The organism is Rhodococcus sp. HNM0569 (assembly GCF_012726205.1).
Lineage (GTDB): Bacteria > Actinomycetota > Actinomycetes > Mycobacteriales > Mycobacteriaceae > Rhodococcus_F.
This window is the reverse complement of record NZ_JAASAE010000008.1, coordinates 78105-100425: the sequence shown is the minus strand read 5'-3', so window position 1 is coordinate 100425 and position 22321 is coordinate 78105. Positions and strand designations below refer to the sequence as shown.

Genomic DNA, 22321 nt, shown 5'->3' with positions numbered 1-22321 from the left:
GGGCGGGAGGGAACGTGTTCTGCGCCGTCAGCGGCTGCCGTATTCAACCTGGTTCAGCAGCGACGAGTCGGCGTTGCCGCTGCGGTCGATCTCCGGGCGGGTGTTGTCGGATGCAGCCGCGGTCACGCCGAAGACGGCGACGACGCCGAGGACCGCTCCCACCGCAGCGCTGACCACACCGGGCATCAGGAACTTCGGCATTCGTGTCTCCCACCGTATTGCTCATCGGCGTGCGCGGAGGAGCCGCGCACGAAATATCACGGCCAAGGTATCACCCGTTGACGAATCCGTGACTGCGCGGTGTGGCCCACGCCTCGCCCCGGCGCACGAAGCGAGGTGGTGGGCGGCAGGCGCAGGTGCCATCAGTCGTCGCGGCCCGGCGGCACGATCAGGACCGGCCGATGGCTGTGTTTGAGCACGTGGTCGGCGACGCTGCTCTGCAGCAGCGCGCGGAGCCCGGTGAGCCCGCGCGTGCCGCTCACCACCAGATCGGCATCGATCTCGTCGGCCGCTTCGACCAGCGCATTCCAGATGGTCGTGCTGCATTCGGTGCACTTGCCCTCGGCATCGAGGCCCTCGGCCCGTGCGAGTGCGACGCCCTCGTCGTTGAGGGCGCGGGCGTCGGTGAGAGCGACGTCCTCGGCTTCCTCGTCGGGCACCCATTCGGGCTGCAGTACGCCGGAGAGTCCCGACATGCGCGCGGCCTGGCGGACCATGGGCTCCCATGCGGTGACGACGACGACGCGACGGGTGCCGAGAAAACGGGCGGCGTACCGAACGGCGCGCTTCGCGTTGTCCGTTCCGTCGTAGGCGATCATCGCCAGATCGGCGGGCATGACGACACCTCCCGGTGGTTCCAGCCGGTGCGGCCGGTGGTTCGCGGCCGGCAGGGGAACCGGCCCGACGACACGCTCAGATTAACAACAGAAGGCCCGGTCACCAACGATCTCAGGCGCGCACGGCGAGCCGGTTCGGTCCGGCGTCGACGGTGTGGGCGGGGTGACGCGGGTCTCCCCGGCGCGGCGCGTCGTTATCTTTCCGATACCGTCGGAGTACATGAGGTTCAAGTACGCGCTCGCCCTGTCCGCGTGCGCCGGTCTGTTGGCGGGCTGTTCGGCAGGTGGCGCTCAGACGCCCGACCCGCAGCCTTCGTCCGACGCGCCGCCGTCGCGCACCGGCGACGCGGCGACCAGCGCGGCGGCCCCCGAGCAGTGCGGCGCCGACCTGCTGTCCTCGCTCACCCGGCGCCAGCAGCTCGCGCAGATGCTCACCGTCGGTGTCACCGACACCGACGACGCGGTGTCGGTGGTGCGCGACGAAGGAGTGGGCGGCGTGTTCGTCGGCAGCTGGACCGACGAGTCGATGCTCGCGAACCGCGAGGTGCCCCGGGTGCAGGCGGCGTCCGAGCTGCCCGTCATGGTGACGATCGACGAGGAGGGCGGACGCGTGTCGCGCGTCGAGGACCTACTCGGGGCCGACCCGTCGGCCCGCGAAGCGGCGCGCACGATGTCCGCGGACGAGGTGTACGAGATGGCGCTCGAACGGGGACGCGGACTCGCGAGCCTCGGTATCACCGTCGACTTCGCGCCCGACGTCGACGTCAGTGCGCAGCCCGACGACGCGGTCATCGGCGACCGTTCGTTCTCCGACGATCCCGCGCTCGTGACGCACTACGCAGGCGCCTACGCGCAGGGTCTGCGCGATGCGGGAATCTTCCCCGTCATCAAGCACTTCCCGGGCCACGGCTCGGGTTCCGGTGACTCGCACCGTGGTTCGGTCACGACGCCGCCGATCGACGAACTGGTCGAGAAGGACCTGCTGCCGTTCCGTGAGCTGGCTCATACCGGGGTCGGGGTCATGGTCGGCCACCTCGAGGTGCCCGGGCTTACCGAACCGGGCACCCCTGCGAGCATCAGTCCTTCGGCGATGTCGTTGCTGCGTAACGGTTCCGGCTACGGCGCCGACCCCTACGACGGCATCGTGTTCACCGACGACCTGAGTGGCATGCAGGCGATCACCGACCGGTACGACATCACCGAGGCGGTGTCGGCGGCGCTCGAGGCCGGGGCCGACTCGGCGCTCTGGCTCACCACCGAGGACGTGCCGCGCGTGCTCGATCATCTCGAGGCGGAGATGGACTCCGGCCGGCTCTCGCAGCAGCGCGTCACGGACGCTGTGACGAGTATCGCAAGGACGAAAGGGCTGTTGTCCTGCTAACGTCCTCTGCGCAGAATTTGTTGCGTAGGGGAGGTTTTCGTGTCGGTACGTGCAATCACGGCTAGCCGTGTCGTTGCCCGCGTCGCTGCCGGAGGAACGCTGGCGGCGGGTGCGCTCGTGGTGGGCGCGGTCGGGCTCGCGGCACCCGCGGCCGCCGTCACGGCCACCTGCCCGGAGGGTCACGTGTGCGCGCCGCAGCCGCCCGAGTGCCCGTACGAGTGGAAGTTCGATTGGGGCACCGGCACGTTCGCGTGGACTCAGAAGGGCTACTGCCTCGATCCCACTGCCGTTCCGGACGCGAACACGCAGGCCTACATGGAGCGTCAGTACGCGTACAACGCGGGCAATCCGTACTGAATCGTTTCTGCCCTCGGCGTCGTTCCTGCTCTCGGCGGCGACCGCACCCGTGCTGACCAGGCCTTTCCTACCGTAGGGTAAGATCGAGTGGTTCACTACGGTTTGGAGGGCGAATGGCAGGCGGTACCAAGCGATTGCCGCGCGCAGTCCGCGAGCAGCAGATGCTCGACGCTGCCGTCGCAGTGTTCTCCGAACGCGGCTTCCACGAGACGTCCATGGACGCGATCGCGGCCCGCGCCGAGATCTCGAAGCCGATGCTGTATCTGTACTACGGCTCGAAGGACGAACTGTTCGCCGCGTGCATTCAGCGCGAGGCCGCGCGATTCGTCGAGGCCCTCTCGCCCGCAGGCGATCCCACGCTCACGCCGCGCGAACAGTTGCGAGTCGCGCTCGAGTCGTTCCTCGGCTTCGTCGGCGAGAACCGCGATTCGTGGATGGTGCTCTACCGGCAGGCACTCGGGCAGCAGGCGTTCGTCGGCACGGTGCAGACCAGCCGCGACCGCCTCGTCGAGCTCACCGCGCACCTCATCGAGTCGAGCACCAAGGAGCCGTCGCCCGACCAGGACTTCCGCATCTTCGGTGTGGCCCTGGTGGGCGCGGGTGAGGCGGTCGCCGACCGGGTCGCGGGTGGCGAGATCTCCGTCGAGCACGCCGCCGATCTCCTCGAACAGCTCGCGTGGCGTGGCCTCGCGGGCAGCAAGAAGAAGTCCGACTGATCCCCGGCCGCAGGCCGCAATGTCACCCCTCGGCCGCAGGCCGCAATGTCACCCCCCGGCCGCAGGCCGCAATGTCACCCCTCGGCCGCAGGCCGCAATGTCACACCGTGTGCATCGAGCGCACACGGTGTGACATCGTGCCCGGCCGGCTGGGTCAGCGCAGCGTCGCCGTGAGGTGCGGATAGCCCTTCTTCGGGTGCCGCACAGCCAGATTCCACCCGTCCGACGTCTGATCGGCGTACAGGTTGAGGGTCGCAGGCAGGACGATCGGCTTGCCGAACCGCACGCTGTAGGTCACGGCATCGGGCACGCGGCCCTCGACGGTCGACAGCACCGCGGCGGCGGTCCACATGCCGTGTGCGATGGTCTTCGGGAATCCGAATGCCTTGGCGCCCAGGGAAGACACGTGGATCGGGTTGCGGTCGCCCGACACCGCGGCGTAGCGGCCGATCGTCGTCTGGTCCACTCGCAGGGTGCGCAGCGGAGGCGGCGGCAGCTCGTCGGCCTTGGGCTCGGGGCGCGGCGCGTCGGACAGTGACGTGCGTTGCTGCCGAAGGAAACTCGACGTCTGTCGCCACACGAGCTCGCGGCCGACGCTCACCTCGCTCACGACGTCGATGAGCATGCCCTTGCGGTGCTCACGCAGGTTCTCGGCGTGCACCCGCACATCCAGCGGCTCACTCGACGAGATGGGGCGCAGCTGCTCGATCACGTTCTCCGCGTGCACCGAACCGATCGCGGGGAACGGGAAGCCTTCGGACACCATGAGTTTCATGACCACGGGGAACACGAGCGTGAACGGATAGGTGATCGGCAGCGAGTCCGACAGCCGTAGCCCGGTCACCTTGGTGTAGCCGGCGAGGTTGTCGGGGTCGACGCGCAGCCCGTCCACCGCGATCGTGGTGGACGGGGCCGTGGTGCCGTGGGCGCCGACGACGGGCAGCGCGCTGCGCACCGCGCGCGCGTAGATGTCGAGCGTGCTGGGGAGCCGGTCGAGGTGGACCGTGTCGCGTGCCATCACGCGCCCAGGAAGCCCTGTCCGCACACGCGGACGATCTGGCCGGTGACGGCATTCGATGCGGGGCTGGCGAAGTACGCGACGGTCTCGGCGACGTCGACGGTCTGGCCGCCCTGCAACAGCGAGCTCATGCGGCGTCCGGCCTCGCGCGTCGCGAACGGGATGGCCGCGGTCATCGCGGTTTCGATGAAGCCGGGAGCGACGGCGTTGATGGTGATCTTCTTGTCGGCGAGCACCGGAGCCTCGGCCTGCACGAGACCGATGACGCCTGCCTTGGACGCGCCGTAGTTGGTCTGGCCGCGGTTGCCCGCGATGCCTGCGATCGACGACACGTCGATCACTCGGCCGTTCTCGCGCAGCACGCCCTTCTCGACGAGCGCGTTGGTGATGCGGTGCGGTGCAGCGAGGTTGACGCCGATGACCGAGTTCCAACGGCCCTCGTCCATGTTGGCGAGCAGCTTGTCGCGCGTGATGCCCGCATTGTGCACGATGATGTCGATGCCGCCGTGGCGTTCCGTGGCGTGCTCGGCCAGCTTGTCGGCCGCGTCGGGCGCGGTGACGTCGAGTGCGAGCGCCGTGCCGCCCACCTTGTTCGCGGTCTGCGACAGCGCTTCTCCCGCGGCGGGGATGTCGGCGCAGATGACGTGTGCGCCGTCGCGCGAGAGCACCTCGGCGATGGTCGCTCCGATGCCGCGCGCCGCACCGGTCACGACGGCGATCTTGCCGTCGAGCGGCTTGTCCCAGCTCGCGGGGGCGACCGAGTCCTTGTCGTCGGCGTGGATCACCTGGCCGTCGACGAAGGCGGACTTGGCGGACAGCACGAACCGGAGCGTCGACTCGAGGCCCGACGCGCCGGGGGTGGCGGCGGGCGACTGGTAGACGAGCTGGACAGTCGCACCGCGGCGCAGTTCCTTGCCGACGCTGCGGGTGAAGCCTTCGAGTGCGCGCTGCGCGATGTGTGCGTCGACGCTGCCTGCCTGGTCGGGCGTGGTGCCGACGACGACGAGACGCGCGCACGGTGCGAGGCTGCGCATGTGCGGCTGGAAGAACTCGAACAGCTGCACGAGGTCGTCGATCGTCTCGATGCCGGTCGCGTCGAACAGGAGCCCGCCGAGCTTGGTGTCGTGCGGCTGCGCAGCCGGGTAGTCGGACAGCATCTCGCGCAGCGGCTCGACGAGCCGTCCGCTGCCGCCGATCAGCAGCGGGCCGGGCAGTGCCGGCTCGCCTGCCCGGTAGCGGCGCAGCGGCTCGGGCTTGGGCAGGCCCGCCTTGTCGGCGAGGAAGCCGCCGGGGCCGGAGGAGAGGAATTGCGAGTACAGGTCGGGCGCTTGTTTCGCTGCCACGTTCCCACCTTTACGTTTCGAGACTGCGTGTGGTGTCGAGCGGAGTGGTGTCGACAAGTAACTTACTGCTGAGTAAGAATAGTAGCGGACCACGTGCCACACCACCCGCCTCAGTTTCGGAAACCGATGGAGACACCAGTGACCAGCAAAGCTCGCGCGACCACGAAGAACACGGCCTCCGCGGCCACGGGCAAAGCCGGCAGGCAGCTGCGTCCCGTCGCCATCGTCGGTGGCAACCGCATCCCCTTCGCTCGGTCCGACCGCAAGTACGCGCACGCGTCCAACCAGGACATGTTCACCGCCACGCTCGACGGCCTGGTGAGCCGGTTCAACCTGCAGGGCGAGCGGCTCGGCATGGTCGGCGGCGGCGCGGTGCTCAAGCACAGCCGCGACTTCAACCTGATCCGCGAATGCGTCCTCGGCAGTGCGCTCAGCCCCTACACCCCTGCATTCGACATGCAGCAGGCGTGTGGCACTGGTCTGCAGTCGATCATCGCGGTGGGTGACGCGATCGCGTCGGGCCGCATCGACTCGGGCGTCGGCGGCGGCGTCGACACGACGTCGGACGCGCCGATCGGTGTCGGCAACGACCTGCGCGAATTCCTGCTGTCGCTCAACCGCGCGAAGTCGACGGGCGAGCGCGTCAAGCTGCTCGGCAATGTGCGTCCGTCGATGCTCGGCATCGAGATCCCGCGCAACGGCGAGCCGCGCACGGGCCTGTCGATGGGCGAGCACGCCGCGATCACGGCGAAGGAGTTCGGCGTCTCGCGCCAGGCGCAGGACGAACTGGCCGCCGCGAGCCACCAGAACATGGCGAAGGCGTACGACAGCGGCTTCTTCGACGACCTGGTCACGCCGTTCCTCGGGCTCACCCGCGACGACAACCTGCGCGCCGACTCGACGGCCGAGAAGCTGGCCAAGCTCAAGCCGGTTTTCGGCACCAAGCTCGGCGACGCGACGATGACGGCGGGCAACTCCACGCCCCTCACCGACGGTGCGTCGGCGGTCCTGCTGTCGACCGACGAGTGGGCCGCCGAGCGCAGCCTCCCGGTGCTCGCGCATCTCGTCGATTCGGAGACCGCAGCCGTCGACTACGTGCACGGCAAGGACGGCCTGCTCATGGCCCCCACCTACGCCATCCCGCGCCTGCTGCAGCGCAACGGCCTCACGCTGCAGGACTTCGACTACTACGAGATCCACGAGGCGTTCGCGTCCGTCGTGCTCGCGACGCTGCAGGCGTTCGAGGACGACGCGTACTGCAAGGAGCGCCTCGGTCTCGACGGCGCGCTCGGCTCGATCGACCGCAGCAAGCTCAACGTGCACGGTTCGTCGCTCGCGGCGGGGCACCCGTTCGCCGCGACCGGCGGCCGCATTGTGGCGTCGCTCGCGAAAACGCTCGCCGAAAAGGGCTCGGGACGCGGCCTCGTGTCGATCTGCGCGGCAGGCGGCATCGGCGTCACCGCGATCATCGAGCGCTGACCTCCCGCATCGGACGCGGTTTCCGTTTCAGGACGGAAACCGCGTCCGAACTGCGGTTCTTCGGGGACCCGGCAACGAGGGGTGGCCGGGTCCCCCGCTTTTTTCCGTGAGGGTGTAACGCCTTGCGCGTCGCTCCGATACACCTCATAGCCCCGTGTTGCTGCCTGACCCCCGACCTGGCAGCAGCACGGGGCTCTTTCGTGTCGACCGGTATGGTTGCAGGCGGGGTGGGTTCCGTGAGGCGTGCCGTCTCGGCTGCACGCTGCGCGCGACCGCGTGTCGCGTCGCCAACCGACGATCCGCTGAGAGGTCCAGATTTTGACTGAGGACGACGGCGAGAGCCGCACGCCCGACAACACGCCGCGCGCGTCCGACGCGCCGCGCGACGACACCGAGGCGCAGACGCCGCACGAGGCCGCCGAGGCGCAGACCGAGCCGGTCCACCGCACCGAGCAGCACCGACAGTCCACCGGGGACGGCAGCGAGGACGATACCCGCGTCATTCCGGTGGTGCCGAGCGACGCTCCACTCGCTTACTCCGAAGCGCCGACCGCGGGCGCGCCGAGTGCAGGCGTGCCGGGCGCCGACGCGACCCAGCAGTACGCCGCGCCTGCCGAGCCGCAGACGCCGGACACGGCACCGGGCCGGCTCGGCGCCGCGCCGTGGGCCAAGGTCGCGGCCGTCGCGGGTGGTGTCGTGGCGCTGCTCGGCATCGGCTACGCGGTCGACGTCATCGCGTCGTCCGGCAAGCTTCCCCGCGGTGCCACGGTTGCCGGGGTCGACGTCGGCGGGCAGTCGCGCGAGGCCGCCGAGGCCACGCTGCGTGCCGCGATCGACCCGCGCGCCGACCAGCCGGTCGCGGTGCACGCGGGCGACGTCGACGGCGAGATCGTGCCGTCGGCCGCGGGCCTCGCGGTCGACTGGGACGCCACGATCGACCATGTGTCCTCGCAGCCGCTCAACCCGTTCACCCGTCTTGCGTCGTTCTTCACCACCACCGAGCAGGGCGTCGTGTCGTCGCGCGACGACATCGCGCTCGCCGCGTCGATCGACACGCTCCGCGGGACGGCCGACCGCGCGCCGCGCGAAGGCACCATCGTGTTCGAAGGTGCGAACCCCGTCCCGGTGTCGCCGGCCCCGGGCCAGAGCATCGACGCCGCAGCGGCCGCCGACGCCTTCGCCGACGAGTGGGCCTTCGGCCGCGCCGTCGAGCTGCCCGTCGAGTCGGTCGACGTCACCGTGTCCCAGGACGCCGTCGACCGCGCGCTGCACGACGTCGCGATCCCGGCCACGTCGGCCGACCTCGTCGCACACGGCCGCGACGGCCTCGAAGCCCGCATCCCACGCGAGCAGATCGGCGCGGTGCTCTCGTTCGCGCCGGACGGCGACGGTGGGCTCGCGCCGGCGTTCGACGCGGAGGCGGCCACCGGGATCCTCGCGCCGCAGCTGAAACCGAGCGAGGTCGAGCCGCGTGACGCGAAGATCGAACTGTCGGGCGGGGCGCCCACCGTGGTGCCGTCGATCGACGGCAACCTCGTCGCGTGGCCCAGGACTCTCGAGCAGCTGCCGCAGGCCGTCGTCGACACGCATCGTCTCGACGTCGTGTACGAACCGAAGCCCGCCGCCCTCACCACGGATGCCGCGAACAAGCTCGGCGTGCGCGAGGTGATCGGCGAGTTCACGACGGGTGGCTTCGCGGCGGAGTCGGGTGTCAACATCCGGCTCGCGGCGAGCGAGATCGACGGTGCGTTGATCAAGCCGGGAGAAACGTTCTCGCTCAACGGTTACACGGGTCCGCGCGGCACCGCCGAGGGCTACGTCGACGCAGGCATCATCAACAACGGCAGACCGGACACCGCGGTCGGCGGTGGCGTCAGCCAGGTTGCGACCACCCTCTACAACGCCGCGTACTTCTCGGGCATGGAGGACGTCGACCACACCGAGCACTCGTACTACATCTCGCGCTACCCCGAGGCGCGCGAGGCCACGGTCTTCGAGGGCGCGATCGATCTGAAGTTCCGCAATCCCTCCGACACCGGCGTTCTCGTGCAGGCGATCGGTGGCAGCTCGGAACTGACGATCCGGTTCTGGGGCACCAAGACCGTCGACGTGCAGTCGATCACCGGCGAACGCTCGAAGTTCACCGAGCCCAAGACGATCCGTCTGCCCGCGGGTCCCGACTGCGCGGCATCGTCGGGCGCGCAGGGTTTCACGACGAGCGACACCCGCGTTGTCTCGGATCATGCGACGGGCCGCGAGATCTCACGCGACACTCGCACCGTCCGCTACGACCAGCAGCCGACGGTCGTGTGCGAGGAGCCCGACAAGCCCGCCGCGGCAGCCGAATCCGCGTCGGAAACGACGTCCGCGGCACCGACGTCGTCGTCGGCACGACCCACCACGACACGCCGCTCGAGCCGCGACGACGGTGAGTAGCCGCGCCGCGTCATAGCCGGGTGTCGCCCACAGACGCACCCGTTCTTGCCACACGCACCCCGATTCGCCCGGCGAGTCGGGGTGCGTGTGCATAGCCGGGGTGCGTCTGGCGGAGGTTGTCCACAGATCGCCCGACGGGGGTGGTGCGCTGCGTCGGCGCCACGCATGATCTGCACGTGCATCCGATCAGGCGCGAGAGCGCGCTCGCAGGTGGGTTGTCCGACGCGGAGATCCGCCGCGAGTACACGCGGGGACGGTGGCGCAGGCTCGGGCACGGCGCCTACCTCGACGAGGCCGTGTACCGGACTCTCGACGTGGACGGCAGACACCGCGCCGCGATCGACGCAGTGCTACCCGCGATGTCCGGCGAGGCCGTCGTGAGCCACCAGTCCGCGGCCGTGGTGTTCGGCCTGCCGCTCTGGGGCGTGCCACTCGGCAAGGTGCACGTCAGCAGGCACCGCAAGGGTGGCGGGCGGGTCAAGAGGGGGCTCGTGGTGCACTGCACGGCGCTGGACGGCGACGTCATGTCCTTCGGCGGCGTCCGCGTCACGACACCCGCACGTACGGTAGTCGACCTCGCGTGCACTGTGCCGTTCGAGCAGGCGCTCGTGACGGCCGACGCCGCTGCGTCGCGTTTCGGTCTGTCACAAGCGGAGTTCGATCCCGTGCCGGCGGCGGCGAGGGGCAGACGGGGCGTCGCGGCCGCGCGTCGCGTCGCCGTGCACGTCGATCCCGCGAGCGAGAGCGTCGGCGAATCCCGTAGTCGGGCGCTGTTCGCGTCCCGCGGGCTGCCGCCACCTCGCACGCAGTGGGAGATCCGCGATCCTGACGGCGCGTTCGTCGGTCGTGTCGACTTCCTGTGGGAGAGCGCGGGCGTCGTCGGCGAGTTCGACGGGCGCGTCGAGTACGGCCGGTTGCTGCGTCCCGGCCAGGTACCGGGCGACGTCGTGTTCGCGGAGAAGGTCCGGGAAGACGCGATCCGCGATCTGGGCTATCGCGTGGTGCGCTGGACGTGGGCGGATCTCGACGAGCCGGAGCCGTTTCTCACCCGCCTCGCATCGGCTCTTGCGGGTATCCGCACCCGCACTGTGCAGCCGCACCCCTGATCGTCGACGGCCACGCGTGCGTCTGCACAGCAGGGGTGCGGATACGGGAAACGCCCCGGACCGTGACGGTCCGGGGCGTTCCCGCGTGGTGCTCAGGCGATCAGAATGCCGCTTCGTCGAGCTCCATGATGTCGTTGTCGATGTTCGCCAGCACACCCTTGGTGGCGGTGAGCTCGGGCAGGACGTTCTTCGCGAACCAGGACGCGACGGCGACCTTGCCCTCGTAGAACGGCTTGTCCTTGTCCGATGCGCCCGCGTCGAGGGCCGCGATCGCGATCTCGGCGCCGCGCAGCAACTGCCAGCCGACGAGCAGGTCGCCGACCGAGAGCAGGAAGCGCACCGAGCCGAGGCCGACCTTGTACAGCTCGGACGGCTGCTCCTGCGCACCCATGAGGTACTGGGTGAGCGTCGCAGCCATGCCCTGGACGTCCTCGAGCGCCGTGTTCAGCAGGGCACGCTCGCTCTTGAGACGACCGTTGCCCGCCTCGCTGTCGATGAACTTCTTGACCTCGCCTGCGACGTGCGCCAGCGCGACACCGCGATCGCGAGCGATCTTGCGGAAGAAGAAGTCCTGCGCCTGGATGGCGGTGGTGCCCTCGTACAGCGAGTCGATCTTCGAGTCGCGGATGTACTGCTCGATCGGGTAGTCCTGCAGGAAGCCCGAGCCACCGAACGTCTGGAGGGACTCGGTGAGCTTGCCGTAGGCCTGCTCGGAGCCGACACCCTTGACGATGGGGAGCAGCAGATCGTTGACGCGGTGCGCCATCTCGGCGTCGGCGCCCGACACGAGCTTGGCGGTCGCGGCGTCCTGGTGCGCGGCGGTGTAGAGGTACACCGAACGCAGGCCTTCCGCGTACGCCTTCTGGATCATGAGCGCGCGGCGCACGTCCGGGTGGTGCGTGATGGTGACGCGCGGCGCGGTCTTGTCGGTCATCTGCGTCAGGTCGGCGCCCTGGACGCGCTCCTTGGCGTAGTCGAGCGCATTGAGGTAGCCGGTGGACAGCGTCGCGATGGCCTTGGTGCCCACCATCATGCGTGCGTGCTCGATGACGTCGAACATCTGGCGGATACCGTCGTGGACCTCGCCGACGAGCCAGCCCTTGGCGGGCACGCCGTGGCCGCCGAAGGTGACCTCACACGTGGCCGAGACCTTCAGGCCCATCTTGTGCTCGACGTTGGTGACGAACACGCCGTTACGGTCGCCGAACTCCTCGGTCTCGAAGTCGAAGTGGATCTTCGGGACGAAGAACAGCGACAGGCCCTTGGTGCCCTGCTTCGCGCCCTCGGGGCGCGCGAGCACGAGGTGGAAGATGTTCTCGAACAGGTCGTCCGAATCGGCCGACGTGATGAAGCGCTTGACGCCCTCGATGTGCCACGAGCCGTCGTCCTGCTGGATGGCCTTGGTGCGGCCCGCGCCGACGTCGGAGCCCGCGTCGGGCTCGGTGAGGACCATCGTGGCGCCCCAGCCGCGTTCGACGAGAGTCGCGGCCCACTTCTTCTGCTCGTCGGTGCCGTTCTTGTACAGGACGTCGGCGAACGCCGGGCCCGCCTGGTACATGTGCGCGGCCGGCTGTGCGCCGAGGATCATCTCGCCGATGGCCCACACGAGGGCGCGCGGCACGGAGACGCCGCCGATCTCCTCGGTGAGGCCCATGCGGTACCACTCGGCGTCCCACATCGCGCGGAACGACTTCTTGAACGACTCGGGGAGCGTGACGGTGTGGGTTTCGGGATCGAAGACCGGCGGGTTGCGGTCGGCGTCGGCGAACGACTCACCGAGAGGGCCCTCGGCCAGTCGCGCGACCTCGCTCAGCATGTTGCGCACGGTGTCGGCGTCGAGGTCACTCCACTCGCCTTCGCCCAGCAGCTGCTCCAGTCCCAGGACCTCGAAGAGGTTGAACTCGAGGTCGCGGACGTTGCTCTTGTAATGGCCCATTTCTCAGTGATCTCCCGGTGAGAGGTGCGGTCTGTCCAACGAGTACCGCCCAAGTTTATTACTCGTCGGTAACATCTATCGATATTACGCCCGAAATCTGCGGGTGCCAAGAAGGGGGCCGTCGCGGGGCGGCGGCCCGCGTGGCGCCTCGTCGCGCGCCTCGTGTGGCGCGTTCTCGGGGCGGGCGCGTGGCCATGACGGATGTGATGAAAAATGTTGCAGCAAGGGAGATTCGAGTAAACATGTGGGCTCCCTCATGTTTGCCCGCGTGGGCAAGAATCATGAGGATTTCGTCAGGTTTGCGGTGGAGCTTATGGCGCTCTTCACACCGCTTCCCGAGCGCGTCGCGGGGCGCTGCAGTGGTGCCGCCGTGGACGCGCGGCAACACACAGGCCCGGCCGGGGATGTACTCCCCGGCCGGGCCTGTGGACTACTCGTACGACTTCTCGTCGACGGTGACTAGCGCGCGAGCGACGTGTGCATCAGCAGCACGTTGTAGTTGCTGTGCACCGTGGTGAGGAAGTAGAGATCGGGGCCCGACGACCACGGGTGGATGTACGCGCCGTACGCGCTGGGCAGCTCCCGCGTGTCGACGAGTACCTCCGGCGGGCCCCACGGCCCGGTCGGGCTGGGCGAGCGGCGCATGACGACCGAGTTGTTGTGGTCGGTGGTGAGCATCAGGTACTGGCCGAGGAACTCGTTGTAGGCCACCGAGATCTCGCCGACGCCCTGGTCGGTGACGGGCTTGGCGACGTCCGGGTTGCCTCGCTCCCACTTGCCGCCGTCCCAGTACTCGTAGGCACCGAGGTCGGACATCTTGTCGGCGGGCACACGCGCGACGTGGACCATGCTGCCGCGGCCGGACGGCGTGCCGTACTGGTAGACGTAGCCGCCGTCCTTCATGAACGCGCTCATCTGGAAGTTGGCGTTGCCGCCCGCGTTGGGCCGTTCCGTCTCGGGCGCGAGGGTCCAGTTCTCGCCGTTGTCGTGCGAGAACGCGAGCTGCGACCAGTTGGTCTCCCACGTGCCCGCAGGGCCCCAGTTCTTGACCGACATGACACTCATGACCTGGGTGTCGCCGACGGCGACGCCCGCGGTGGGGATCTTGCTGATCTCGACGCCCGGGATCTTGGGGCTCGGCAGCAATTCCTTCGACGCACCGAGGTCGTCGCGCGGCGTGGTGGTGAAGTTCATGCCGTCGGCGAGGTTGCCGTCATTGCTGCGGAACAGCACATTGCTCTTCCACGCCCACACACTGCCCGACAGCAGGTTGGGGAAGCCGAGGCCCGCGGAGTCGCCGAACGCGGTGAGCACTTCGCCCCGGCCGTTGTCCCACATGACGCCGAGGTCGGTGCCGAGGACGTTCGTGTCCTGCGTGTGATTGTCGGAGAGCATGCCCGTCATCTGTGACACGGCGCGAGCCGGGCCGGTGAGATTCGGCAGGCCCGTCGTGCCGTTGAGACCTGGGATGGGGTTGACGGCGTTCGGATTGGCCGATGCCGGATTGGTGAAGACGAGAAGTGCCGCACCGACTGCGGCAGCGACGACGACGGCTCGGGTTCGTTTCACCAGTGCATTTCCCATTCTCTCGGCAGTGTGCAGGGGGCCCGGACCGAAATCCCCACGGCCGGACCTGATTCTGCTTCGAAATCACGCATTCGAAACGTCGAAATAGTAGCAATACGTGACCGCGGGCACACAAAGATCCGTACCTGCGGGTCTGCTTTTCGTGAGACTCCACAGCGGCCGCGGTGCGCGCCCGGCCGTGTTACCGCTGGGTAGACGGCCCACCCTGAGGCCGCGGATCACGGCCGACGTACCGTGTCGGTAACGACGCGACCTCGGTGAGAGGCGCAGCACCGAGAGGGAGACCGAACGATGGGAACGCAGATCACGATGCCCGCCGGCGTCCGGCAGGCCGCGATGCTCGGACTCGGCGTCCACCGGCCCGAGCGGGTCGTGTCGAACGACGAGATCTGCGAGCTGATCGACTCGAACGACGAGTGGATCCGCACGCGCACCGGCATCCGCAACCGCCGCTTCGCCGAGCCGAAGGAATCGGTCATCGACATGTCCGTCCCGGCGGCGCAGAAGGCGCTGGAGGCGGCGGGCGTCGAGCCCGAGCAGATCGGCGCGGTGATCGTCGCGACGTCGACGTACGTGATGCAGACGCCTCCCGCCGCGGCCGTCGTCGCGGACCGGCTCGGCACGAAGGGCCCCGCGGCATTCGACCTCGGCGGCGGCTGCGCGGGCTTCTGCACCGCGCTCGCGCTCGCGTCCGACATGGTGCGTGGCGGGTCGTCCGACAAGGTGCTCGTCATCGGTGTCGAGCAGATGAGCGTCACCACCGACCCGTACGACCGCTCGACGCGCTTCATCTTCGGCGACGGCGCGGGTGCCGTCGTCGTCGGTGCCACCGACGCCGCAGGTATCGGCCCGGTGTCGTGGGGTTCGGACGGATCGCAGGCCGACGCGATCGTGCAGGAACCGGGCTGGCTCGATTTCATCGACAACCCGACCGGTCCGCGTCCGTTCATCAAGATGGCGGGCACTGCGGTGTTCCGCTGGGCGGCCTTCGAGATGGGCAAGGTCGCGCTCGATGCCGTCGAGAAGGCCGGGCTCTCGGTCGACGACCTCGACGCCTTCGTGCCGCACCAGGCCAACGCGCGCATCACCGAGGTCATCGCGCGCAGCATGAAGCTGCCCGAGACGGTGCCGGTCGCCGACGACATCGAGGAGACCGGCAACACGTCGGCCGCGTCCGTGCCGCTCGCGATGGAAGCGATGCTGCGCAAGGGCGAGGCGAAGGCCGGCGACACCGCGCTGTTGCTCGCGTTCGGCGCGGGCCTGTCGTACGCGGCCCAGGTGGTCACGCTTCCGCCGCTGCAGTCCTGATCGTCCCCGAACGGGCGGTTTCCCAGACGGTCACTCGACCGATGGCTGGGAAACCGCCCGTTCGGCGTCTACGACGACAGGAGTGGGAGCAGCAGGCTGCGCGCGAACTGCTCCAGGTGCTCGCGCGTCGCGAGGGGTACGAGCGCGTGCGGGGTCAGGATCACCGAGTGCGCGACGCGCACCAGCACCTCGGCCTTGCCGGGTAGGTCCCGCGTGTCGGTGAGCAGGCCCGCGTCGGCGGCGTCTTCGAGTATCGCGACGGTCGCGGCGATGGACGCGACGAGGATGTCCTGGCCGTCGACGGTGAGCCGCAGCAGCGAACTCTCGGGTTCGAGGGCGAGCATCCGGTTCCACACGGGGTGCTCGCGCATGCGCTCGACGGTGGTGGCGAAGACCGACCCGATCATGGTGTCCAGCGTGTCCGCCTGGTGCGCGACGGTCCGGATCTCGTCGATGAGCCGCGCCGCGCTGCGTGCCGACACCGCGTGTGCGATCTCGTCGCGGCCGCCTACACGTCGGTAGATCGTGACGCGCCCGACGCCCGCGCGGCGCGCGATGTCCCCGACGGTCGTGAGCTTGAGGCCGACGTCGGCGAACTGCGCTTCCGCCGCGTCGAGGATCGTCTCGACCTCGGGGGGATTGGACGCGCCGACGTGGAGCGCGCGGGACGCGTCCTGCGCGCCGGCACCGACTGACATGTGCTCAGCCTAACGGTCCCGGAGTGTCCGCCCGTCGAAACTCTGAAACACTGAAACATTGATACTCCCACTGTTTCGCAGTACCGTTCGATCATCGGCGTGGCCATGGGCCACCCGGCGTTCGCACCGACAGTCGCCACACGCTCGAGACGAGGGAGACGGGCATGACCACCGGAGTTCCGGCCACCTACCGCGACGAGGCGCTCGCCATCACGGCACGCAACGTCCGCTTCGACTGGGCGGGCGTGCCCGTGCAGTACATCCCCGGCGACGCGTACGCGACGCAGTTCTGGAACGTCATGCACCTCGTGCTGCCCGAGGGCGAGCGGGCGATGGCCGACGTGTTCGCGCGCGCCCTCCCACTCGTCGACGATCCGCGCCTGCACGAAGAGGTCGTCGGCTTCGTCGGCCAGGAGGCGACGCACGCCGGCGCACACGAGAGTTTCCGCAGGTACCTCCAGGCGCACGACGTCGACGTCGCGGCGCATGTCTCCCGTATCGAATACATCGTCGGCCAGGTGTTCGGCGATCACGGGCTCACCGGCCGCGCCGGCCGGTTCTGGTTGCGCGAGCGGCTCGGCCTGTACGCGGCTGCCGAGCATTTCACCGCAGTCGTCGGCGAATGGCTGCTCGACAACGAGCCGTTCGACCGCCGCGGCGTCGATCCCACGATGCTCGACCTGCTGCGCTGGCACGGCGCCGAAGAACTCGAGCACCGCAATGTCGCGTACGACGCATTCCAGTACGTCGACGGCAGTTACGCGCGCCGCGTGCGGACGGCGTTCGTCGCGTTCGCGGGCCTGGCCACGCTGTGGTTCAGCACCACCGCCCGGCTCTACCGCGACGACCCGGGCCGGACGCGGCGGTGGTGGCCGCTCGCGTACCTCGGGTCCGCTCGCACCTCGATGATCCCGAGCCTGACCTTCCTCGCGAAACAGATTCCGCCATACCTGCATCCGCGATTCCACCCGTCGTCGATGGGTGACATCGGCAAGGCGGTGCGCTATCTCGCGCAGTCGCCCGCGGCTCGGGCGGCGCAGTCGTGACCGCGACGACGGCGGGTCCGGCCCCGTCACGCACCCTGGGACTGCTGATGCAGGCTGCACGGGGATATTCACGAGTGTTCTCGGAAAGCCCGGTGGCACCGCTGTTGTCGAGACCGAGCCCGGTGCGGCGCACCGGCTTCGAGCGCGACGTCCGGGTCGAGCGGCGCGTCGACGAGGCGGAAGGCGTCGTGTCCCTCACGTTCGCCGACACGTCGGGTGGTGTACTGCCGCGCTGGGAACCCGGTGCGCATCTCGACGTCCGACTGCCGTCGGGCGCATGGCGGCAGTACTCGCTGTGCGGCGATCCGGCCGACGCCTTCCGCTATCGCATCGCGGTGCGCCGGATCGCGGACGGCAGCGGCTCGGGCGAAATCCACGACGCTGTCGGCGAGGGCGCGGTGCTGCGGATCCGAGGACCACGCAATGCGTTTCCGTTCGCGACCGCGCGGTCGTACGTGTTCGTGGCCGCAGGCATCGGCATCACCCCGATCCTGCCGATGGTGCGGGCAGCCACCGCGGCCGGGTCGCGATGGCGACTCGTGTACACCGGGCGCTCGCGTGCGAGCATGCCGTTTCTGGACGAACTGGGGGAACTCGGGGGCGACGTCCGCATCCGGCCCGACGACGAGTACGGCACGCCCACCGCCTCGGACCTTCTGGGCGACGTGCCGCGCGACGCGCAGATCTACGTGTGCGGCCCGCCGCCGCTGCTCGACGCGGCCCGCGCCCACGCCGGATCCGGTGCGCTGCACACCGAACGGTTCTCGCCGCCGCCCGTCGTCGGCGGGTCGCCGTTCGAGGTGCACCTCGCCCGCACGCGCACGACCGTGCGGGTCGCGCCCGACGAGTCGGCGCTCGACGCGATCCGTCGCGCGGTGCCCGGCACCGTGTACTCGTGCCGGCAGGGCTTCTGCGGCACTTGCAAGGTGCGCGTGCTCGACGGGGCCGTCGATCACCGGGACACCATGCTGCCGCCGGACGAGCGCGCCGATTCGATGCTCGTGTGCGTCTCACGCGCACGCGATTCCACACTCACGATCGATCTCTGAGGAAGGCCGGACATGACGACTCATCTGCGCGTCGGGATCATCGGCGCCGGATTCGGTGGGCTCGGCACCGCGATCCGGCTGCGGCAGGAAGGGATCGACGACTTCCTGGTCTTCGAGCGGGCCGACGAGATCGGCGGCACGTGGCAGGCGAACACCTATCCCGGTGCGCAGTGCGACATCCCGTCGATCCTGTATTCGTTCTCCTTTGCCCCCGAACCTCGGTGGAGTCGGCTGTACCCGCTGCAGGCCGAGATCAAGAGCTATCTCGAGATGTGCACCGACCGCTTCGGGATCCGGTCGCGGCTACGGCTCGGGCACGAGGTCACGCGCGCCGCGTGGGACGACGACGCGCAGCGCTGGTGCATCGACACCGACCGCGGGTCGTGGACCGCGGACGTGCTCGTCGCGGCGATGGGACCGTTCAGCGAACCCGCCGTGCCCAAGCTGCCGGGTCTGGACACCTTCGCGGGCACCGTCTTCCACTCGGCGCAGTGGAACCACGAGCACGACGTGACGGACCGCCGCGTCGGCGTCGTCGGTACCGGAGCGTCCGCGGTGCAGTTCATTCCGCGGCTGCAGCCGAAGGCCGGGCACCTGACGGTGTTCCAGCGGACTCCGACGTGGATCATGCCGCATCCCGACCGGCCGATCCACCGAGCGGTGCAGCGACTGTTCGCCCGCGTACCCGGGGTGCAGAAGGCCGCGCGAAGAGCACTCGATCTGGTGCAGGAATCGCTGGTGCCCGGCCTCGTGTACCGGCCCGCGCTGCTCACCGGCGCGGCGGCGGTCGGGCGCAGGCACCTGCGGCGTCAGGTGTCCGATCCCGCACTGCGCGAGGCGCTCACGCCGTCGTACTCGTTCGGGTGCAAGCGCCCGACCTTCTCGAATGCCTACTATCCCGCGCTCGCGGCGGACAATGTCGACGTCGTGACGTCGGGCATCGCCTCGGTCGAGGAGAACGCGGTCGTGACGGACGACGGCCGGAGACACGAGATCGACACTCTCGTGTTCGGCACCGGGTTCGAGCTCACCGGCAACAGCGGATTCGGCACACTCGTGGGGCGCGACGGCCGCACGCTCGCCGAACAGTGGGCGGGCGGTGAGATGAAGGCGTATCTGGGTACCACGATCGAGAACTTCCCCAACATGTTCATGCTGCTCGGCCCCAACTCGGTCGTGTACACGTCCCAGGTGGTCACCATCGAGGCGCAGATCGACTACGTGCTGTCGGCGCTCGCGGTGCTCGGCGAGCACGACCTCGGCAGCCTCGAGGTTCGGGCCGACGTGCAACAGGATTTCGTCGAGCGCACCGACGACGTCCTCGCGGGGTCGGTGTGGAACTCGGGCGGGTGCAGCAGCTACTACCTGAGCCCGTCCGGCCGCAATTTCACATTCTGGCCGGGCTTCAACGCGTCGTTCCGCAGACGCATGCGCGCCCTCGACGTCGCCGACTATCGCGTCCGGCCGCGCAGCCACGCGGATGCGGTGGTGCGCGGATGAGCCGGCGGTGGCCCGTCGCGGGCAGCGTCGTGCTGGTCACCGGTGCGGCACAGGGAGTCGGGCGTGCACTGGCGCACGAATTGCATGCTCGTGGTGCGCGACTGGTGCTGACCGACCTCGACGACGACGGGCTGGCGGCGGTCGCGGCCGAACTGAGGGGTGATGCCCTGACGGTGCCGGCGGATGTGCGGGACCGTGACGCGATGGCGAGCGTCGTCGACCGTGCGCTCGCGCGGTTCGGGCGGCTCGACGGGATCGTCGCCAATGCGGGTATCACTCCGCCGCCCGCCACCATTCGGCGCATCGATCCCGCCGACTTCGACCGCGTGATCGACGTCAACCTGACCGGTGTGCTCAACACCGTGCACCCCGGGCTCGACGAGGTGATCCGAAACCGCGGCCATGTCGTGGTGGTCGCGTCGGCGGCGGCGTTCTGCCCCGGGATGGGCGGGTCCGCGTACATGGCGAGCAAAGCGGCCGCCGAGCAGTTCGGTCGCGCCCTCGCGCTCGAACTCGCGCCGTACGGGGCGAGCGCGGGCGTCGCGTACTTCGGTTTCGTCGACACCGCGCTCGCCCGCGCGACGCTCGACCTCGACCCGCTCGGTGCGCGGGTCGGCGCGCTGTTGCCGTGGCCGTTCGCGCGCCGCGTCAGCGCCGAGCACGCCGCGCGCGTAGTGGTGCGCGGCCTCGACCGCCGCGCGGCACGCACCGTGACACCGCGAGTGTGGTGGGGTTATTCGCTCGCACGTGGCATTCTGAATCCCGTGATCGACGCGGTGGTCCGCCGTCGACGGTCCGTGCTCACGCTCGTCCGTGACCTCGATGCGCGCTCGGCAGCCGCGAAACCCGGATCCCACGAACAGGAGTCGGCATGACGCCCGGAAAGCACCGTCTCGCCCCCGTGGACGACGCATTCTTCGCACGCGCGCGCGTCGCCGCCACGGTCGTCACGGAGTTCTCGGTGCCCCGGGAGACCGTGTGGCGCGCACTCGTCGCCGACGACTCCGTGCAGGCATGGAGTCGCGTCGCGACCCGGGCACGCTGGCACGGCTCTCTGCGCGAGGTGGGCGCGGTCCGCGACGTCACCCTCGCGGGAGCGGTCACGCTCACCGAGGAGTTCTACCGGTGGGACGACGGGCACCGGCTCACCTTCGGTGTGCCGTCGGTCAACCTGCCGTTGTTCTCGCGATTCGGCGAGGATTTCGTTCTCGACGGCACTCCCGCGGGCTCGCGGCTCACGTGGACCGTGGCGACCGATCCGCGTGGCCCGCGGTTCGTCGACCCGGTTCTGCGGGCGATCCTCGCGACGAGTCTGCGTGATCTGTCGCGTGGTCTCGTGCGCGTCGTGCGTGACTCAGGCGACGGTGTGCAGAGCGGGCACGAGTAGTTCGTCGTCGGTCAACGCACCGTGCTGCCCGACGAGCGACGACATTCCCGGCTCGGTGCTGCGGCGCACCAGCGCGAGGCCGTCGCGGGCGACGACCACGAGATCGCCTATGCGCCTGACTGTCTCGGCAGAAACCGACGGCCCGTACAGCCCCGACGCGATCGCCTCGGCACGAGTCGTGATCCACACCCGGTCGCCCAGCGCGGCCCGCCACCGCGCCGCGACGTCGGCTTCCGCGCCGGACGCGACGTGCAGTGCGCGGCATCGCGGCTCGCCTGCCACGGCCTGCACGCCGTCGAGTAGGTCGGGCCGGTCGTCGAGGTCGATCTTGTCGTCGTCGGCGACGGTCACCATGCCGTGATCGGCCGTCACCAGCAGCCCGGTGCCGGTGGGCAACTCGGCGCGCAGCGTCGCGACGAGCTCGTCCACCGCGGCCAGTTGGTACCGCCAGCCCGCGGTGCCCGGGCCGTACACGTGGCCGACGGTGTCGAGCTCGCTCACGTAGGTGTAGACAAGACCCGGCGTGCGCGCCGCGTCGACCGCGTGCGCGACGAGGTCGCCGTACGCGATGCGGGCGCGGAACTCGGCGCCGCGCAGCGCCGCGCGGGTGAGGCCGCTGCCTGCGAAGTCGCCCGGAAGCACCGTCGTCGCCGCGACCCCGTGCGACACGGCCCGCTCGAACACGGTCTCGTGCGGCTGCACGTCCTCCGGCACGATGCGCGCGCGCTCGTCGCGGCCGCTCTCGCCGCGCCACGACAGCCAGTTGAGGACGTCGTCGGCCTCCGAGAGGTAGGTGCGGTAGCCGGTCACCCCGTGCACCCCCGACGCGGCACCCACACCGATGCTCGTGATGCTCGTGGCCGTCGTCGTCGGGAAGCCCGCCGCGATCGGCCCGCCGGCGAGCGCGGCGAGCGTGGGCGCCGCGTCGGCATGCGAGCGCAGCAGGTTCCAGCCGAGACCGTCGACGACGAGAACGACCCACCGCGACGCATCGGGTAGGCCGAGGGCGTCGTGCGTGCCGGGGACACCGAGGACCGCGAGCGTGGACGGCAGGACGTCGGCGAGGGTGGTGCGCGAATACACGTCCGGGTGCGGTGCGGCCATGACTCCACTGTATTGACCGATGCGGGGTCGCGCG

20 protein-coding genes are annotated in these 22321 nt (G+C 69.6%); 12 read left to right on the top strand and 8 right to left on the bottom strand.

The genetic code is table 11. From position 1 onward, the window contains the following. Positions 1-27: 27 nt before the first annotated feature. Positions 28-201, bottom strand: a complete 174-nt coding sequence (locus tag HCA44_RS13015; RefSeq protein WP_169648995.1) for a DUF2613 domain-containing protein — start codon at positions 199-201, stop codon at positions 28-30. Between the two features lie 161 nt (positions 202-362). Continuing rightward, positions 363-836: a universal stress protein gene (locus HCA44_RS13010; RefSeq protein WP_169648994.1), complete on the bottom strand. Its 474-nt coding sequence runs from the start codon at positions 834-836 to the stop codon at positions 363-365. 220 nt (positions 837-1056) lie between these two features. On the opposite strand from HCA44_RS13010, the gene HCA44_RS13005 reads away from it, so the two are divergent. From HCA44_RS13005 to HCA44_RS12995, 3 genes are all read left to right on the top strand, one after another. Then, entirely contained in the window at positions 1057-2217 is a 1161-nt protein-coding gene (locus HCA44_RS13005; protein WP_169648993.1) for a glycoside hydrolase family 3 N-terminal domain-containing protein, read from the top strand. 39 nt (positions 2218-2256) lie between these two features. Beyond that, on the top strand, positions 2257-2574 hold the full coding sequence (locus HCA44_RS13000; protein ID WP_169648992.1) for a hypothetical protein: 318 nt from the start codon (positions 2257-2259) through the stop codon (positions 2572-2574). 113 nt (positions 2575-2687) lie between these two features. Next, a complete protein-coding gene (locus HCA44_RS12995) occupies positions 2688-3290 on the top strand; it encodes a TetR/AcrR family transcriptional regulator (protein WP_169648991.1) in 603 nt (200 codons plus the stop codon). Between the two features lie 154 nt (positions 3291-3444). Here the strand turns inward: HCA44_RS12995 and HCA44_RS12990 are convergent, their stop codons facing one another. Continuing rightward, positions 3445-4308 carry a MaoC/PaaZ C-terminal domain-containing protein gene (locus tag HCA44_RS12990; RefSeq protein ID WP_169649129.1) on the bottom strand — a complete coding sequence of 288 codons (864 nt, stop codon included), beginning with the start codon at positions 4306-4308 and terminating at the stop codon, positions 3445-3447. Continuing rightward, positions 4308-5651 carry a 3-oxoacyl-ACP reductase gene (locus tag HCA44_RS12985; RefSeq protein ID WP_169648990.1) on the bottom strand — a complete coding sequence of 448 codons (1344 nt, stop codon included), beginning with the start codon at positions 5649-5651 and terminating at the stop codon, positions 4308-4310. Before HCA44_RS12985 ends, HCA44_RS12990 begins: the two co-directional genes overlap by 1 nt. 138 nt (positions 5652-5789) lie before the next feature. Here HCA44_RS12985 and HCA44_RS12980 point away from each other — a divergent pair, with 138 nt between their 5' ends. From HCA44_RS12980 to HCA44_RS12970, 3 genes are all read left to right on the top strand, one after another. After that, complete coding sequence (locus HCA44_RS12980; protein WP_346764702.1) at positions 5790-7130, top strand: acetyl-CoA C-acetyltransferase; 1341 nt, start codon at positions 5790-5792, stop codon at positions 7128-7130. 318 nt (positions 7131-7448) lie between these two features. Then, the gene (locus tag HCA44_RS12975) at positions 7449-9566 is read left to right on the top strand and encodes a VanW family protein (RefSeq protein WP_206038086.1); all 2118 of its coding nucleotides are present in this window, start codon (positions 7449-7451) and stop codon (positions 9564-9566) included. Positions 9567-9742: 176 nt separating this feature from the next. After that, positions 9743-10672 (top strand): hypothetical protein, encoded by a 930-nt coding sequence (locus HCA44_RS12970; RefSeq protein ID WP_169648989.1) that lies wholly within the window; start codon positions 9743-9745, stop codon positions 10670-10672. 100 nt (positions 10673-10772) lie between these two features. On the opposite strand, the gene HCA44_RS12965 is transcribed toward HCA44_RS12970, so the two are convergent. Together HCA44_RS12965 and HCA44_RS12960 are read right to left on the bottom strand one after the other, a co-directional pair. Continuing rightward, positions 10773-12608 (bottom strand): acyl-CoA dehydrogenase, encoded by a 1836-nt coding sequence (locus HCA44_RS12965; protein ID WP_169648988.1) that lies wholly within the window; start codon positions 12606-12608, stop codon positions 10773-10775. A gap of 459 nt (positions 12609-13067) precedes the next feature. After that, complete coding sequence (locus tag HCA44_RS12960; protein WP_346764701.1) at positions 13068-14177, bottom strand: DUF4185 domain-containing protein; 1110 nt, start codon at positions 14175-14177, stop codon at positions 13068-13070. Positions 14178-14486: 309 nt separating this feature from the next. Here HCA44_RS12960 and HCA44_RS12955 point away from each other — a divergent pair, with 309 nt between their 5' ends. After that, a complete protein-coding gene (locus tag HCA44_RS12955) occupies positions 14487-15503 on the top strand; it encodes a beta-ketoacyl-ACP synthase III (RefSeq protein ID WP_169648986.1) in 1017 nt (338 codons plus the stop codon). A gap of 68 nt (positions 15504-15571) precedes the next feature. Here the strand turns inward: HCA44_RS12955 and HCA44_RS12950 are convergent, their stop codons facing one another. Continuing rightward, the gene (locus HCA44_RS12950) at positions 15572-16201 is read right to left on the bottom strand and encodes a TetR/AcrR family transcriptional regulator (RefSeq protein WP_169648985.1); all 630 of its coding nucleotides are present in this window, start codon (positions 16199-16201) and stop codon (positions 15572-15574) included. Between the two features lie 164 nt (positions 16202-16365). On the opposite strand from HCA44_RS12950, the gene HCA44_RS12945 reads away from it, so the two are divergent. Genes HCA44_RS12945 through HCA44_RS12925 form a run of 5 tightly spaced genes read left to right on the top strand, consistent with a single transcriptional unit; the run spans position 16366 to position 21183 of the window. Beyond that, a complete protein-coding gene (locus HCA44_RS12945; RefSeq protein WP_169648984.1) occupies positions 16366-17247 on the top strand; it encodes a metal-dependent hydrolase in 882 nt (293 codons plus the stop codon). After that, positions 17244-18296: a PDR/VanB family oxidoreductase gene (locus tag HCA44_RS12940; RefSeq protein WP_346764700.1), complete on the top strand. Its 1053-nt coding sequence runs from the start codon at positions 17244-17246 to the stop codon at positions 18294-18296. The genes HCA44_RS12945 and HCA44_RS12940 overlap by 4 nt, the downstream gene beginning before the upstream one ends. A 12-nt stretch (positions 18297-18308) precedes the next feature. Then, positions 18309-19796 (top strand): NAD(P)/FAD-dependent oxidoreductase, encoded by a 1488-nt coding sequence (locus HCA44_RS12935; RefSeq protein ID WP_169648983.1) that lies wholly within the window; start codon positions 18309-18311, stop codon positions 19794-19796. Next, on the top strand, positions 19793-20671 hold the full coding sequence (locus HCA44_RS12930; protein WP_169648982.1) for a short-chain dehydrogenase/reductase: 879 nt from the start codon (positions 19793-19795) through the stop codon (positions 20669-20671). The genes HCA44_RS12935 and HCA44_RS12930 overlap by 4 nt, the downstream gene beginning before the upstream one ends. Beyond that, entirely contained in the window at positions 20668-21183 is a 516-nt protein-coding gene (locus tag HCA44_RS12925) for an SRPBCC family protein (RefSeq protein ID WP_169648981.1), read from the top strand. Before HCA44_RS12930 ends, HCA44_RS12925 begins: the two co-directional genes overlap by 4 nt. On the opposite strand, the gene HCA44_RS12920 is transcribed toward HCA44_RS12925, so the two are convergent. Further along, on the bottom strand, positions 21151-22287 hold the full coding sequence (locus tag HCA44_RS12920) for an alkaline phosphatase family protein (RefSeq protein ID WP_169648980.1): 1137 nt from the start codon (positions 22285-22287) through the stop codon (positions 21151-21153). The two genes, HCA44_RS12925 and HCA44_RS12920, sit on opposite strands and share 33 nt — an antisense overlap. Between the last annotated feature and the right edge of the window lie 34 nt (positions 22288-22321).